The organism is Bdellovibrionales bacterium (assembly GCA_016716765.1).
GTDB lineage: Bacteria > Bdellovibrionota > Bdellovibrionia > Bdellovibrionales > UBA1609 > JADJVA01.
Genome location: JADJVA010000015.1, coordinates 1 through 14,611 on the forward strand (window position 1 = coordinate 1; position 14,611 = coordinate 14,611).

General features: G+C 44.6%; 15 protein-coding genes. 6 read left to right on the top strand and 9 right to left on the bottom strand.

Annotated features, from left to right (window positions below):
* The first annotated feature begins 152 nt into the window (after positions 1-152).
* Together IPL83_08415 and IPL83_08420 are read left to right on the top strand one after the other, a co-directional pair.
* Complete coding sequence (locus IPL83_08415) at positions 153-614, top strand: IS630 family transposase (GenBank protein MBK9039170.1); 462 nt, start codon at positions 153-155, stop codon at positions 612-614.
* The gene (locus IPL83_08420; protein MBK9039171.1) at positions 614-1,126 is read left to right on the top strand and encodes an IS630 family transposase; all 513 of its coding nucleotides are present in this window, start codon (positions 614-616) and stop codon (positions 1,124-1,126) included. Before IPL83_08415 ends, IPL83_08420 begins: the two co-directional genes overlap by 1 nt.
* 25 nt (positions 1,127-1,151) lie before the next feature.
* Here the strand turns inward: IPL83_08420 and IPL83_08425 are convergent, their stop codons facing one another.
* The 9 genes from IPL83_08425 to IPL83_08465 all read right to left on the bottom strand — a co-directional run bounded on the left by IPL83_08425 (position 1,152) and on the right by IPL83_08465 (position 8,563).
* A complete protein-coding gene (locus IPL83_08425; GenBank protein ID MBK9039172.1) occupies positions 1,152-1,331 on the bottom strand; it encodes an ATP-binding protein in 180 nt (59 codons plus the stop codon).
* Positions 1,319-1,630: an ATP-binding protein gene (locus IPL83_08430; protein ID MBK9039173.1), complete on the bottom strand. Its 312-nt coding sequence runs from the start codon at positions 1,628-1,630 to the stop codon at positions 1,319-1,321. The genes IPL83_08425 and IPL83_08430 overlap by 13 nt, the downstream gene beginning before the upstream one ends.
* Complete coding sequence (locus IPL83_08435; protein ID MBK9039174.1) at positions 1,618-2,253, bottom strand: hypothetical protein; 636 nt, start codon at positions 2,251-2,253, stop codon at positions 1,618-1,620. The genes IPL83_08430 and IPL83_08435 overlap by 13 nt, the downstream gene beginning before the upstream one ends.
* Before the next feature lie 695 nt (positions 2,254-2,948).
* Positions 2,949-3,971, bottom strand: a complete 1,023-nt coding sequence (locus IPL83_08440) for a transposase (protein ID MBK9039175.1) — start codon at positions 3,969-3,971, stop codon at positions 2,949-2,951.
* Between the two features lie 374 nt (positions 3,972-4,345).
* On the bottom strand, positions 4,346-4,567 hold the full coding sequence (locus tag IPL83_08445; GenBank protein ID MBK9039176.1) for a hypothetical protein: 222 nt from the start codon (positions 4,565-4,567) through the stop codon (positions 4,346-4,348).
* A 3-nt stretch (positions 4,568-4,570) separates the two neighbouring features.
* Positions 4,571-5,368, bottom strand: coding sequence for an AAA family ATPase (locus IPL83_08450; GenBank protein MBK9039177.1), 798 nt, complete (start codon positions 5,366-5,368; stop codon positions 4,571-4,573).
* A complete protein-coding gene (locus IPL83_08455) occupies positions 5,365-6,612 on the bottom strand; it encodes a DDE-type integrase/transposase/recombinase (GenBank protein MBK9039178.1) in 1,248 nt (415 codons plus the stop codon). Before IPL83_08455 ends, IPL83_08450 begins: the two co-directional genes overlap by 4 nt.
* A 104-nt stretch (positions 6,613-6,716) precedes the next feature.
* On the bottom strand, positions 6,717-7,229 hold the full coding sequence (locus IPL83_08460) for a hypothetical protein (protein ID MBK9039179.1): 513 nt from the start codon (positions 7,227-7,229) through the stop codon (positions 6,717-6,719).
* A gap of 119 nt (positions 7,230-7,348) precedes the next feature.
* Positions 7,349-8,563: an ISAzo13 family transposase gene (locus IPL83_08465; GenBank protein MBK9039180.1), complete on the bottom strand. Its 1,215-nt coding sequence runs from the start codon at positions 8,561-8,563 to the stop codon at positions 7,349-7,351.
* Between the two features lie 1,602 nt (positions 8,564-10,165).
* Here IPL83_08465 and IPL83_08470 point away from each other — a divergent pair.
* The 4 genes from IPL83_08470 to IPL83_08485 all read left to right on the top strand — a co-directional run bounded on the left by IPL83_08470 (position 10,166) and on the right by IPL83_08485 (position 14,607).
* Positions 10,166-11,191, top strand: coding sequence for a transposase family protein (locus IPL83_08470; GenBank protein ID MBK9039181.1), 1,026 nt, complete (start codon positions 10,166-10,168; stop codon positions 11,189-11,191).
* A gap of 44 nt (positions 11,192-11,235) precedes the next feature.
* Positions 11,236-13,158 carry a hypothetical protein gene (locus IPL83_08475; GenBank protein MBK9039182.1) on the top strand — a complete coding sequence of 641 codons (1,923 nt, stop codon included), beginning with the start codon at positions 11,236-11,238 and terminating at the stop codon, positions 13,156-13,158.
* A 272-nt stretch (positions 13,159-13,430) separates the two neighbouring features.
* Entirely contained in the window at positions 13,431-14,039 is a 609-nt protein-coding gene (locus IPL83_08480) for a transposase (GenBank protein MBK9039183.1), read from the top strand.
* Positions 13,996-14,607 (top strand): transposase, encoded by a 612-nt coding sequence (locus IPL83_08485; protein MBK9039184.1) that lies wholly within the window; start codon positions 13,996-13,998, stop codon positions 14,605-14,607. The genes IPL83_08480 and IPL83_08485 overlap by 44 nt, the downstream gene beginning before the upstream one ends.
* Positions 14,608-14,611 lie beyond the last annotated feature (4 nt).

Here is a 14,611-nt window from a genome sequence, read left to right on the forward strand (position 1 = left end):
TAGGTTCGCATAATTAAAAGGACATAGTTGATTTTCCAATGGTCCTGTTTTATGACCTAATCATGCAACCGAGATATTTAAATTTACACCCAAAGACCATAAATAAACTAACCCGCATGGAGTCAGAAGCCAATACTGACGGTGCATACAGAGTGTCTAAACGTATTAGATCTGTGCTCCTAAATAATGAACAAAATAGCAGTGGTGAAATTTCTGTCCTGCTTGGAGCGACGCGATCAAGGGTCTCCCAATGGCTTAAGACATATGAGGAGCAAGGGGTTGAAGGATTGATGGAGGGCGAACGGTCAGGGAGGCCATCTCGCCTTTCTGACCTACAAAAAATCTTAATCTCCGATATTGTTGATAGTGGCCCAATCGCCTACGGTTTGCTAACTGGTGTGTGGACTTCAAAATTAATTGCTGAAATCATCGATGATGAGTTCGGAGTGCAGTATCACCCCGGGCATGTGTGGAAACTTTTGCAGGAATTTGGCTTTTCAGTGCAAAGTCCGAAACGTCTCTTAGCCAATGCTGATAGTGAAAGGAGAGAACGCTGGGTTAAAGAGACCTACCCGTCCATTAAAAAAAAGCGAAGAGGGCTCAATCACGATTAATCTTTGAAGATGAAGCAAACTTCCGTCAGGATTCAACGCTTCATCGAACCTGGTCAAGAAAAGGTTGTCAGCCACTAGTCCCCGTAACCGGCCAGAGAAAATCTGTCAAAATATTTGGTTGTGTTGATGTTACTTCTTCAAAGTTCATTTATAGCGCAGACGAAGTCTTCAACGTCCCGTCCTACCTGAATTTCCTGGAATATATGGGCACTGAGATGTTTGAGAAAAACAAAAAAGTCTACTTTGTTCAGGACAATGCTTCGTACCACAAAAGTCCCGAAACATGGAAATGGTTCAAGGAAAATAGAAAATGGATTGAGGTTCACAATCTCCCTCCATATTGCCCAGAACTCAATGCTGCAGAGGCTTTGTGGAAAGTGACAAGAAAGTCAGGAACCCACAATAAACACTTTGAAAGCGAAGAACAGCTGATCTCTACACTCGACGCGGTCCTTGGGAATATGTACGAAAACCCTAGTGAAATCTCAGGATACATGGCCCCTTTTTTATGAAGTATGTCCTTTTAATTATGCGAACCTAGCGAGTTTTTTTCGCTTCATTTTTGCTGTCGTTGATGTGGCCTATAGCTGTCTCCCTCCATGTAAAAACCTCAGCCTCATTGACGAGCCGGTCTACGATGGCATGGGCAATGGCATCGTTGGCAAAGATCTGGTTGAACTTTCCGAACGGCAGATTGGTCGTAGCTATCGTACCCAATCCGCATCATGTCTGGAAGAGATCACTTGGAAGAACAAGTTGCTGGCCTGTGTGTCCAAGGCCACGTATCCCAGCTCATCAATGATCAAGACCTGAGGTTTTCTGTATTTGTTTAGTTCAGATTCAAGATTAAAAGTCTTCTGCGCGTGCTGAAGATGATTCACCATCTCAGCTGCGGTTAGAAACAAAACTGATAAACCCTTCTGGCATGCTGAGTAGCCTAAGGCCCTTGCCAGATGTGTCTTGCCCGTCCCGGCATGGCCGGTAAAAAACAACTGACGGAAGATTATCTTTGGCAATACCCGCGTGGAGTGCCAAATAGGTTTTTTTCAACCTTCTCCGTCGTTTTGGAGTGACGGAAGTCAAAGTTCTCCACGGTCTGAACTCGGCGGAACTTCGCTGTTCTGATCTTGCTCTGGATCATTGAACTGTGCCGCTCTGACTTCTCGATCGAGATCCACTGACTTAGGTACTTCGAGATCAGATCCCGGTCCTGATCCTTCATCTTTGGCAGATCCTGGTGTATGGCCTGACTCCAGTGCTTTAGCTTCAGCTCTGAGAGGCCCTCCGCAAGTAGCTTGTTCATGGTTTCCATCTTCCTCATCCTTGCCGCACTTACTTGGTTTTCCCCCTCGAAGTAGAGTGCGTCGTATCTTCGAAGATCGACTGCCGGATGAACCCGGTTTAGTTTTTCGCTATTAAATTTAATCGGCTCTGGGTTCAGATTTGTATTCGAAGGATGATGCTGACGCTTTAAGAAAAGCTCCAGGTTATCCACGCCAATGATCCCAGAACCAAGACACTCACCACAAGCACCCAGCACCATCGACTCTCCATACACCGTGACCAGCGCCACAAGTCGTGAAAGTTCGTATTTCAGACTCCTGGGGCCCTGGCGCACCAACTCCACATATTCTGCCATCTTTGGCCCCAGGCTCTTCACATAACCCAACCGCCAGGTCTCTCTGATGGCGCCAGGCTTGCGCTCAAGAGCCCAGTCCGGTGGGCTTCCGTTGTGAATACTCTGTTCTTTAAATAACTTCGCTCGTGGAACAGATAAATTTCTCGTTGTAATAAACTCTCAACTCCCGGTCATTCCACTCGCACAGTGATCGTCATCCCCACCAATGTCCAAGGGACTGAGTACCGGTTCGTCTCGTATTGCAAATGAAAGTCTTGTTAAATTCCTAATTGTTCTTCAACTTGAAGTCATGATTGTTTGACCCTATTTTTTGGGTATTGTGCCTCGGGTAAAAATATTAAATATTCAGTTTGGTACGGAATCGTGACTAACTTTTTAACCCAGCATTTCGAGCTCAGATATTGCTTGAACTTGCGTTGTTCTTAAAAGTTCACCCGTGCCGTTGGCGACACGTTATTTTCAGTGGGATCGATCATTTTTATTTGTTAATCTGTGCTCAGAGGAAAGGCATCCTGCCTGCTGGGATGCTTGCGCACCCCAGGCCCCGCTTTCGGTCGGCCATCCAGGCCGATCCGATCAAGGTGTCTTTTGGTACTAAATTTTTGGATCAAGCTCAAATGTCAATTTCGTTGTTAACAGGGTTTTCCCAGAATTAGCCGTCTAAATTCGCAAACTTTCCTTTGTTGATGAGTGTTTCAGGCTGATATTTTTTCTCCACAGAGGTTGGTGGGTTTTTCATTGGGATTTTTTCTGCGCGCCCGCAGCCGCTCAGCCCTTGAACCGTGAGGACTCGCAACAATGGCATCGATGGCCTCTGCAAGAGCGATTTCCCGGTGTCTCTGGACCGTAGTTCCCAATGTTTCTTTGCTCTCCGACCCCCAAATTTCTTTCGCATCAAGCCGAATCGAGGTTAAAAGGATTAGCGGTATGCACACTGCCATGTGTGCCCCTCCTTCCCCTCCTGCAGTCAGCCCTCCAAACGAGAGAGATTGTTTGAGATCACGGAACATAACTTCAATCGCCCATCTCGCTCTCGAATACTTCCAAAGCCTTGCCCCGGTCATTGAAAGGTCAGTCGTTGCATAGAAGGCGAACGGTGTGGATCCATTAATTCGATTGTAAACAGCAATGACTGTGAGTGGTATATAAAGGTCCTTGATGAACAGAGTTGCTTGGCTGAAGGCCTTGCCGCGTTTCTCATGCCTCTTTTGAAAGCGCGATCGTGTCAGGCGAATTTTTTTGAGCTTTACAAACCATAATTTTAGCTTTTGTCTTGAACTTCCAGAATTTGAATTTGTTCTAGCAAGTCTCGTGGCCTTAAGTTCTCCAGCAAATTCACACCCCAGGTCCTTGACAGACCGAATGAATTCCTTGGAATCAAACCAACTATCTGAGGTAACAGGAAGTGGAGGAAACCCGCTGTGAATCGCCGCCTGGACTAAGTCAATAGCTCGAAAATGTCCAGGGACATGATCAGGATCTTTCTTACCAGTTAAAAAAGCATAACTGATGGGCAAGGCCTGTCCGGTTTTTAAATTGACGATAACAAGAACCAATATTTTCTGCCCAAAATATGGCCCCCCTGAGGAATGAAATGGGGCGGAAGCAAACGCGTTGTTCCCATACTTCGGATTGGCCGTATCATCGACAGCAAAACAGAAGTCGCTATGACCGCATCTGGCAATTTTCTTCAAAATCCTTGATTGATTTCGGCGCATAAATCTATTTGGTTCAAATTTTCTTGCAGCTCTTGAAAGTGAAGAAACTGAGGGGCTCCAGGGGCACCTACGAACAAAATCACAAAGGCTCTGACATCCCAGCATAAAGAAGAGCAGCGCCGCACAGCCTTCGTCATAGGAAAACCCTGACGCTGTGAATATATCTCTGAATAAAAAATAGATTTTTCGAATTGGTGACGGTAAAAATATTGCTAGCATAGCGAGCATTTATAGCGCTAGACGGGCAGTCTAGTTAGCTTTGACTAAACGTTCCTATGCTTTTTTTGTTTAAAATCCGTTATTTTTCGCTGCTGAAGCCTGTGGAGAAAAAATATCAGATTGAAACACTTATTAACAAAGGAAAGTTTGCGCTTTTAGACGGCTAATTCTGGGAAAACCCTGTTAAGATCCAAATGAAGTTGGTAAAAATCCTCTTCCTTTTTTGTGATTTTTTTTGCACCCAGTTTGATATTGGGAACATGGCTGGATTTTTGGTGGACAATGGACCAATAGGCCTGACCCACCGCCGTCAGTAGCTGATCGAAACGCTCAAGTTCTTCTTCCGTCAAAAGGTAAATTTTTGTTTTTCCCTTCATAGATTATCCCAAAGCCTCTGGCGCCACCTTCAAGACAAGATCGCCATCAATGAGCTGGCGCTTATCAAACATCGCCATTTTCATCGAAGCGACGGCTAGGCTATTCACCTTGCGTGGCAAGCCGCCAGAGAGTTGATGGATTACAGCAAAACTTGAGACATCAAAAAGTGGGTCCCGCCGACCAGCTAGAGCCAGCTGGGCTTCAACATAACTTTTGGTCTCATTCCCATCAAGCCCTGCCATATGGTAATGGATCTGGATTCTCTGTTTGAGCGGTTCATGCACTGAGCGGTTAAGCTTATCTAAAAGCTCGGGTTGCCCCACCATCAACAAAATAAACGGCAAGCGAGAATCCATTACAAAATTTGTTAGCGGCACCAGTTCTTGCAATGTCGCATGATCCATCATCTGACATTCATCGAAGATCAAGCACGTCACTTTCCCTTGGGTGTACTGCGCCCAAATTGCCGATTGGATTTGGTTAAACAAGTCAGACTTTCGCACCTTCGATGGCAAATGCAAAAGGGCATTGATCTGACGATACAAATCCGTTTTTGAGACCGTTGAGTGCGGCGTGTAGCAATGCAAATAGGACTGCGGATTTAGACTCTCCACCCATCGTCGAAGGATCGAAGTCTTTCCACTGCCAGGCTCTCCGGTCAGGCGCATAATTCCGCGATGCTGCTTTAGATAATGGAGCCTGGCTTCAGCCTCTTTAATATCAAAAGTTGGTATCAGATCCGTAGTTTTGATCTCTTGAGTGAAGGGAATGTTTTTTAATCCAAAATAAGCCTCCATCATTTCTGCTCCGATTGGTATGAGATCACCGTTGCGCGAGCTCTTGGTTGATACTTTTTGCCGTTAGCTCTAGCATCCACCACTTTAATTGCGGTGATTCGCTTGTCCTTTTCATATAAAAATAATTCCCGCTGATTGTCCTGACGATAGCGAATCTGCACTTTTTGGCCAATATACTGAGTAGGAACTTCGTAAATGAGACTGTTCAAAGAAATCGTCGCATCTTTGTTCACACGACGAATTTTTTCCATTAAGAAAAATTCCTCCAAAACCTCTTCATTCACACGCGGCCGAGGATACTCAGACAGGGAGACTTGGTAACGATCCAATGGTCTGCAACTGATCCCTGCGTGGGGGACCAAATGATACTCAGCCCTGAGCCATATATCAAAGGAGTCATTGAGTTCACGCAGTGAGGTCCCTTTAAAATCAACTAAAAATTTCTCCCGAACCGTTCGCCAAAATCTCTCAATCTTGCCCCTTGATGGTGAGTCATAGGGCTTAGAATGGATTAGGCCAATGCCTAATTGCGCACAAACAGTGCGTAAATATTTACTGGAAAAACTCGGACCATTGTCGAGATAAAGTCTATCGGGTTTACCATATTTTAAAATGGCTTCCTTAAAAACTTGCTCAATCGGAAGTGTCGTCTCCACCAGACTCCAACGATGACCCACAATCACCCGAGAATGATCATCAATGATGCCAAATAAAATGGCTTTTTTCTTTTTGGGCGCCTCTAAAATCGGGCCATGCATAAAATCTCCCACCCATAACTCGCCAAATCGATCCATCTCGTAGCGCTTACGGCCCTTAAGTGATGACGCATTTTTATTGGTCAAATCTTGGGCCTTTAAAAATCTTCGCAACGTCTGCTCACAAAGTGGTGGATCACCTAATATCTTTTCCTTCAAACAGCGACGGTAAAAGTGGGCCGCACTGAGCTCCATCAACTCCTGACGAAGCTCAATAATTTTCGCCCCCAATCCACCCATTGCAAATCTCTGCAACCCCCGGTCACTTCGCTCTTTCGGGACTAGCCCAGCAAAGCCATGTTTGCGATAGCTCTTCAGCCAACCCTTCATCGTTTCTGCAGAAAATATCTTTCTTTCGCCTCCCGGGTATTCAAACTCCTGGCGGCAAATCTCCCTAAAATATTTCATCTGCCCGCGCCCAGTTTCCATTAGCACCGGCGAGATAATTTGGTGGCGAATCAGTCCGATCGCCTTTCTTATGTCTTCGTTCATCTTAAAGTCCTTCCTTTCTTAATGTTAGGAAGCCGCTTTAACATAATCGTCCCTTTTCTTATTCCAAACCTGTCGGCTCAAAATATATTCAGGTATTTTTTATCTTAAGGAGGGTGAAGAATGATTTCTTGAAGCCCTGTCCAGGGACAGTCTGACCAGGAAAATAAGTTCTGGAGCACCACTCTTGGAACCTCGTAATAGACAAAAACAGAGGACCGCACAGGCGCTAGGATCATGAGCCTTTCATGATTGATACGAAGTGGACGGATGGCTGCATAAAGAAAGTTGTAGGCCGATGATAACGCTAGACTTAAGTCCGATTCAAATCCTGCGAGCAACTGGTCAATACTCACTCGGATTTGATGGGTTTTCTGAAAAACATCAATGAACTTTTCAAAGGACTTTCTCGCTAGACGGCGGCCCGGTACCAGGAAATCTGGAAAATAACAAAAGTCACGTTTCTCATTCTTGCAGTGTCCAGCATGAATGGCAATCAGGCCACAACTTCCCAAAATACCACATTGATACTGACGAACGAAGTACCCCTTCCACCTGGCACAGTTGGGTTTGCCGCACAAAAGGCAACACTGCCTTAAATTTGGAAAAGGATAGTCCACTGACGCTCGTTCAACACCATTTTCCTTGGCCTGCAAATAGGTGGCGCTTGCGAATTCATATTGCCTCCAAGCGCAAAATACCGATTCAACCCCCCTAAAAAATAACTTGATGTATTAGACTAGTTCGTGGTGTTGGGCTTTCGGGGAGATATTATGTAGTTCCACCGTGGAAATGGCTCCAGTCGTTGAATTGCTAAACTTTCCATTTCCTCATCGGTCGCCTTGATTCCCTTTTCATAAGTTTGACGATCAAGCCTCGCCCGCACCTGTAGTCCCTTTGCGGTCTTTGTTGCACCAATTAAATTTACCACAGTTTCGTAGCTCACAAGAGGCTTTCCTCGCCAGTTCATGCTGATGAACGAAAACATCCTATGCTCGATTTTGTTCCACTTGCTTGTGCCAGGCGGATAGTGACAAACCGTAACTTTCAATCCAGTCGCATCTGAAAATTTTTGCAGATTTACTTTCCAGCGACGGCTCGCTGAACTATTGCTGCCTCCACCATCGGCACAAATTAATAATTCTTTGGTCTTTGAATAGTGCTTTTTACCAACGAGCTTCCACCATTGGCGAATGCTTTCCACTGCGAACTCGGCAGTGTCGTGCGACATCCCAACATTTACAAAACCTTCGTTTCGAGCGACGTCGTAAGTCCCATAGGGAACCGCGGTTCCTATGGCTAAATTTGGGAAATCGTAAACATTCACTTTCTCCGGGGTTCCCTTGGTTCGCCAGGTTTCTCCGGCATTTTTGAACTCGCCAACCCGCTCCTTTTTCTTGGTGTCGACTGAAATCACAGGTCTTCCCGTATCCAAAAAAACGCTGGCTTGGCCAGCGATAAATCGAAACTGAAGGTCTCTATCTGGATGAGATTTGCCTTCCTTATCTTTACGATTGGACTGCAGTGTATAGCCACTCTCGTGAAGCAGTCGACAGACAGTCGGATAGCTGACATCAATTTTTTTACGACGTAATTCTTGTTCGATTGTTCGACACGATTTGCGAGTCCATTTGATTGGACTCATTGGATCCCCCGCCGTCGATTCATCTAAAATTTCATGCAGCAAAGCAGAAACATCGGGCTCGGTTGTCTCAATACGCTTTCGCCCACCTCCACGATTACGCGCCCGCGCTCCCATTTTTTCTGGTTTTCCACGCTTTACTTCGCGCATTCCACGAATTATCGTATTCTCTGAAAGTCCCGTCAAAGAGTGCATTTGAGCAATACCCCCTCGGCCAAGCTCAATCGCCTTTTGTCCTATGTACCACCTCTTCTGGGCTTCTGAGAGGCTCGGAATAAGGGATTTCCAAGTTTTTAGATTTTTTTCATCCATCAAGTAGATGATAGAGGGGATCTAGAATACATCAAGTTATTTTTTAACAAACCCTAAGAAGTGGAGCAAGCAATTTAGGGGACTGTGGCCCCTCGGCCCTAGTCTCCACGAATCGTTATTAGCTCAGCAAGTTTGGAAGCTCAATCTTGTGATGGATCTTGAATATATTGATAGAAGTTCTTAAGATACCTCCAACCCGAGGTCTGAAACCAAATAAATTGTTAGAACCTCCACGAGGCTCATTTTTTCCGAAATGGCCAAGTCCTTCCCCAATGAGCTTCTTCCTCCTCGGGTTCGAACTCCAAGCAGAAGTCGTCGATATAACAAGAGAGAAAAGCAAATTTATTTTGTTGTTCATCTCAAATCTCAATGTATAAATAACTAGCTCATATATGACATGTCGGAATTGAGAAAACAATGACCAAAAAACAGATTGAAGAAAGATAAATAAGCTAAAAGGAAGATTTTCGAAATCAGCCCTTGGCCGGGGAGTCTATCAAAGCAGTACAACATCTGCGGGGCCTGGGTGCGCATGTAAGGACGGAAAACCTAAAAAACACGGGCCTTATTTTAATTTAAGCTACGTCCATCAAGGAAGAAAAAAGACTCAGTTCATCAGGCAAAACTTTGCGAGAAATTGAACGACAGGCAAAATTTTAAGAGATTTAAGGGCTGCCCAGATGCGTGGATAACTTTAGAAATTGAAAAGTCGAACATGATCATGACCACCGAAAACACCCGGCGCGATGCTGAAAAACGAAAAAAGTAAAGTCAGTTCAGGAGCTTAAGCTCCGAACTGGCGTTAATAACTATGGGTGTCTCCATCTATAAATACTAGGCCCAAAGACCGCGCGTGCCCTCAAACATCGGGGATCACTACTGGACCATAGGACCGGCTGACCGCTGAAAATGAACCCTTTGGAAACCGGCGCCTGCACTCTTCAAGGGTGTCGGCCTCAACCCCCCGTACTTTCCGAGGAAAATCAGCTCTATAAAGCCGACCTCCGCACCCACAACGGCAGTCTTTTTGAACTTTTTTAGCAACAGATTCATCCATCGCTTTGAGAGTCGCCCAAACTATGATAGCTCTGCCCGTGATTCACCTCCGCTTCTTTTTTTCAAGACAGAGATCAATATTGAATCAGGTCCCGGGTCAATTCTGACCCGGTATTTTCTTGTCAAATTGTCTAAAATAGCTTTGCAGACAAATTCAGATTAATGCGCACGCTAAGATCTCGATCATTGAGGGTACTGACCCCTTGTCCGTCAAACAGCTGTTGAGTTATCGCGGGAATCTCCATCAAACAAAAGACTTAGGCTCATTATAAGTTCAGTTCACTAAATTTTCTAATTGGAAAAACATATGTAGGATTTCCAGTTGTAGAAGATGACACTCTTTATTCTAACATTGAAGGAACACTTGGATGGTTAATTTCAAACCCAGTTGCTGATGATTGGCTAACAGTGGGATGCGCGATGAAAAATCTAAATTTCAAATCGCAAAGATAAATGCATTAAGTGTAATGGGTAACTTTCTAAAGCACTTTATAGCAGGTCCAGTCTAGGTCTTTGATGTCCGATCCTCCAAACAAAGGAGGAGAAATGTCATCGGCAGAAGAGCTTGGAATTTTGAGAGCCAAGCTTGAACAAATCAAGAAAGAAGTCGGAGCAAAGGGCCCTCGGAATCGTCGGTACAGTAATAAGCAAAAAGCGCTCGTTATAGAGGCGAGTTCGAGCTTGGAGGGCTGGGAAATTGAGAGGCTCAGTGGCGTGCGTGGGCCAACCTTAGCCAAGTGGCAGCGACGGGAGACATTGTCTAGAAATCCCGTTGAACGGGGATCAGCATCAGGAAGTTACAGCGGTCATCATTCACATTGGCAGAGGGTTTTGGATTTATGGAAATCAAAGCCCGGGCTTGGGCCAACCCAGCTTAAGAATCAGTTGAAGCGAGAAGGTATTCGTATCAGTGTGGCAACAGTTAGAAATATTCTTGAGGAAAATGGATATGAGCTTCCAAAGGTAAAGGAAAAAGACGAGAGAGTTTTTCGCTATGAGGCGGCGAGACCTCGAGAGCTTGTGCATATGGACTTCAAGCATTTTTACATCAACAAACAAAAGGTCTTTCTGCTTTTGATGCAGGATGATTTTAGTCGATTTTTATGTGGTCACAAGATTTCCGATAGTGAGAACATCGATGCAGTTATAGAAGTTTTTGAGGATTGCATTTCAAAATACGGACGAATGCAGGTGATTATGACGGACGCGGGAAGTGCTTTCTACAGCTGGAATGGGGTCAATCGGTTCCAGAAATTGATTGGCGACGAATATGGAATAGAGCACATCAAAGCGGGATCCCCAAGATCAAATGGTAAAATCGAGTCCGTCAATAAGCAGATTGAAAAGGAGCTATTGCGGGTGAAGGAGTTTTCAAGTCTTGAGGAGGCAGATCTTGGGATTGGAGAATGGATAGATTTTTATAATTTTGAAAGAACCCATATGGGTCTTTCCCAGTCTGAGGTTCCGGCTGACCGATTTTTATATGGTTGGGACCATAGAAAACCTCGAGAATCATCAAAGAACGGGGTATGGGAGGAATTATTGAAGGTGGCCGTGGGAAAAATTAAATAATTTGTTGTTGTCAATCGGGCTCAAATGTATTGAAAATACTATTTATGAACCTCAGTGAAATCCCAAAGCATATCCAGGCGGCAGGTCTTTATATTGGCCTGCCAGCATTGAAAAGGATGGGTATCCAGCTTGAAATGAAAGATGTATGTCAAGAGCTCGGGGTTGATCATGCTTCGATTTTGCAGCAGGTAAGGTCGATTTTTTTTACAAAGAAAGTGAACAATCAATCACAGATTGCTGAAGTTAAAAAGCTTCAGCAAAGTCTCAGGGAACAATCGTTTTTATCAGCAGTATATGAATATCAATCAAGTCATCCTGGGTGCTGGATCAAGGTTGAGCGCCATCAGCTGAGTGACGATTTTAAAGTCTTTCTCATTTCCAAAAAAGAGGAATTTGAGCTTTCTTGGGGGGAAGTGAGTAGGCTCACGAAGATCCCAGAGGACACTTTAAAAAAGATCAAAGGACAAAATAACGATAAAAATGATGAGGGGCCAGGTCCATCATCTCTGCCTGAGCAAGTTGTGGACAAGCTTGCTGAATTTTTCAAAGGAAGATCAGGAAAAGCTTCGGTGAAGGATTTTTGTGATAAAAATCCTGAGGTGTTATTGGAGCTGGGTCTAGGGTACCGATCCTTTTCGAGACTGCTTCTGGGGCTTGGGTTTGTGAGTCCCAAGGGGATTTTTTTAAAAAATACTGGGCTTGATTTGATCAAGCGATTTGCTCCGGGATTGGTTTGGGGTAGTGACGGTAAGAATATAAATTTAGTGATCAATGGGAACCATTTCCGCTGGGTTTGGCAGGGACTCATTGACCATAAAACAACAGTATTGGTTGGTGGAGTAATTAATGAGTCAGAAAGCAGCGAGAATCTTCTTGAGGCCATAAAGCTCTCAAGAGAGGCCTCTGGTATATCACCAATGGCGATTGTATTAGATAACCGGTTGAGTGAGAATTTGCCGGTAATCCGGAGTTATTTAGACTCCATGGGAATAGAAATAATAAAAATATTTCCTGGTAACTCAAAAAGCAACGGCATCATAGAGAACAATTTTAAGGTATTTGAGAATTGGGTTCACGGGCAAGGGGGGAAGATCGTAATCAATGCGTCAAATGAAAAGGATCTTTCTAGGGAAGTCGCAAATCTGATGGTTGAGCTTTTCACCCAGCTGCGGAATTTTTCACCTCGAGGGAGTCTCGGTGGGAAGTCCGCAAGCGACCTATCAAGCAAAGCGGTTCCGTTATCTGAAGCCGAGAGAACGGCCATCCAAGAAGAAATTAAGGCTCTGGCCAATCGCTTCAAAAATGAGCTTGCAACCCCAGTTATGACGGCGGCAAAAGACGAGGCGCTCAGTCTTGCCGTTGAAGCTTTAAATCCACCATCACCCGAGGTGTTTAGGAAGAAACTTAATGCCTCTGAGTACACCGCAAATCTAATCCTTCAGGCTCTTGCGATATTTGATTCACAAAAGATCAAACACCCCGAGAAGAAGTTCGATCACACCTACTTCGGCGGGATACTGCGAAATTTAGTTAACCAGGAATACCTGCTAACGCTCACTCACAATCTGGAGTCGATCTATGCACTTTTTTGGAAAAGGATGAACGAGAGAATGAAATCCCTAGCTTCAAAAATTGAGGCTCCTCTTGATAATTGCAAAAAATTGGTCTGCGAATTTTTAAATTCAAAGATTCCGGCCCAAGGAAATCTTGCCCTGATCTATTTGAAAAACATCTTGTTCTTTTTAGCTGGCCAAGACACTTCGGCAATCACATCAGCTCGGAATATCCTAGAATCAGAGGTCCTTAACTCCAGAATAGCATCAACTCTAAAAAAAGAAACCCTGATCAGGAAGCTCATTGAAATCGAGTCGCAAATCCGCCTCATCGCCAATATCCCAAATGAGATTTTAAAAAACACGACTCAAGTTTATCCAGAAATATTCGATACAGTAGCTACAACCCAATGAGGATCGGTCCTCGAAGTGGTCCAGCCAGGTCCGCTATATCGTGCTTTAAGAGTTAACTATTGGCAGCCTCCGCCTTTTTCACAAACATTATACTGTTCTGATAGACTTCCAGCTCTAAAGTTATTCCGCTTTCCAAGCTGAGATTTTATTTCTTCAATGCGCTCGCTCATTTTTAAAAAATTGTTTGCCATTCTCATCACACTCCTTGTCCGATACAGATACACATACTATCGGCCGAAAGGTAAATAAAAAAAGGTGAAAGATGAAAAATTATGTTGGTTTTAGAAAACAAAAGAAGATTTAAAAAATTGAGCAACGGCCACAATACCCAGCAGAAGTTGGCACTTCGGTCAGATATTGTTTTGCTGGCGGCAGAAGGACATCTCCCTGCGAGCATCTCGAAAAAATTGCAAATCTGTGGAGCGACTGCGTCGCGTTGGATTAATCGATGGATGGCCGGCCGTGATTCCGGACTTTCGGTCTCTGCGATTTTGGATGATGCGCCAAGATCAGGCGCCCCTGGGACTTTCACACCAGAGCCTATTTGCCAATTGTTTGCGATGGCATGTGAGAAGCCAAGCAACTATGGTCGGCCAATTAGCCACTGGACACCAAGAGAACTTGCAGACGAACTCAAAAAACAAGGCTTTGTCGACTCTATATCGCCAAGACACGTCGGACGACTGCTAAACGAAGCCGACATCAAACCTCACCTTATGCGATATTATTTGGACACAAAAAAAGACGAGCGCTTTGATGAAAAGGTAGCCAATATTTGTGAGATCTATGAAAAGGCGCCGTCAATTACCGAGGAGGGCGGTCGGGTGATTAGCCTTGATGAAATGCGGCATTCAGGCGCTGGAAAGAACTGCACCAGATAAACCTGGCGAGCCAGGTCGAGTCGAAAGACATGAGTTCAATTACAAAAGACATGGGACGCTCACGATGATAGCCAATTTCGACGTGGGAACTGGTGAGGTTGTTCATCCATCGCTCGGCCCGTCGCGAACTGAATCTGATTTTGTTGATCACCTGAATAATCTGATTTCAAAATCCCCATCTGTCGCAAAGTGGCATTTCGTTCTCGATAATCTTAACATTCATCAGTCAGAGTCCTTGGTCGTTTTCGTGGCAAGCCAGATTGGTGTCGACACAAACTCTCTCGGTGAAAAGGGCAAATCTGGAATATTGAAATCCCAAAAAAGCCGACAGGATTTTTTGACGAGCCCCGATCATGATATTGTTTTTCATTACACCCCGAAACACGCCTCGTGGATGAACCAAGTCGAAATATGGTTTAGTATTCTGGTCAGAAAGTTGCTTAAACGTGAGTCATTCAGCAGCACCGAAAATCTTGGAATAAAAATTCTCGATTTCATAAAATACTTCAACAGGACCATGGCAAAACCATTCAGGTGGACTTACAAGGGAAGGGTGCTGTCAGCATGAAAAG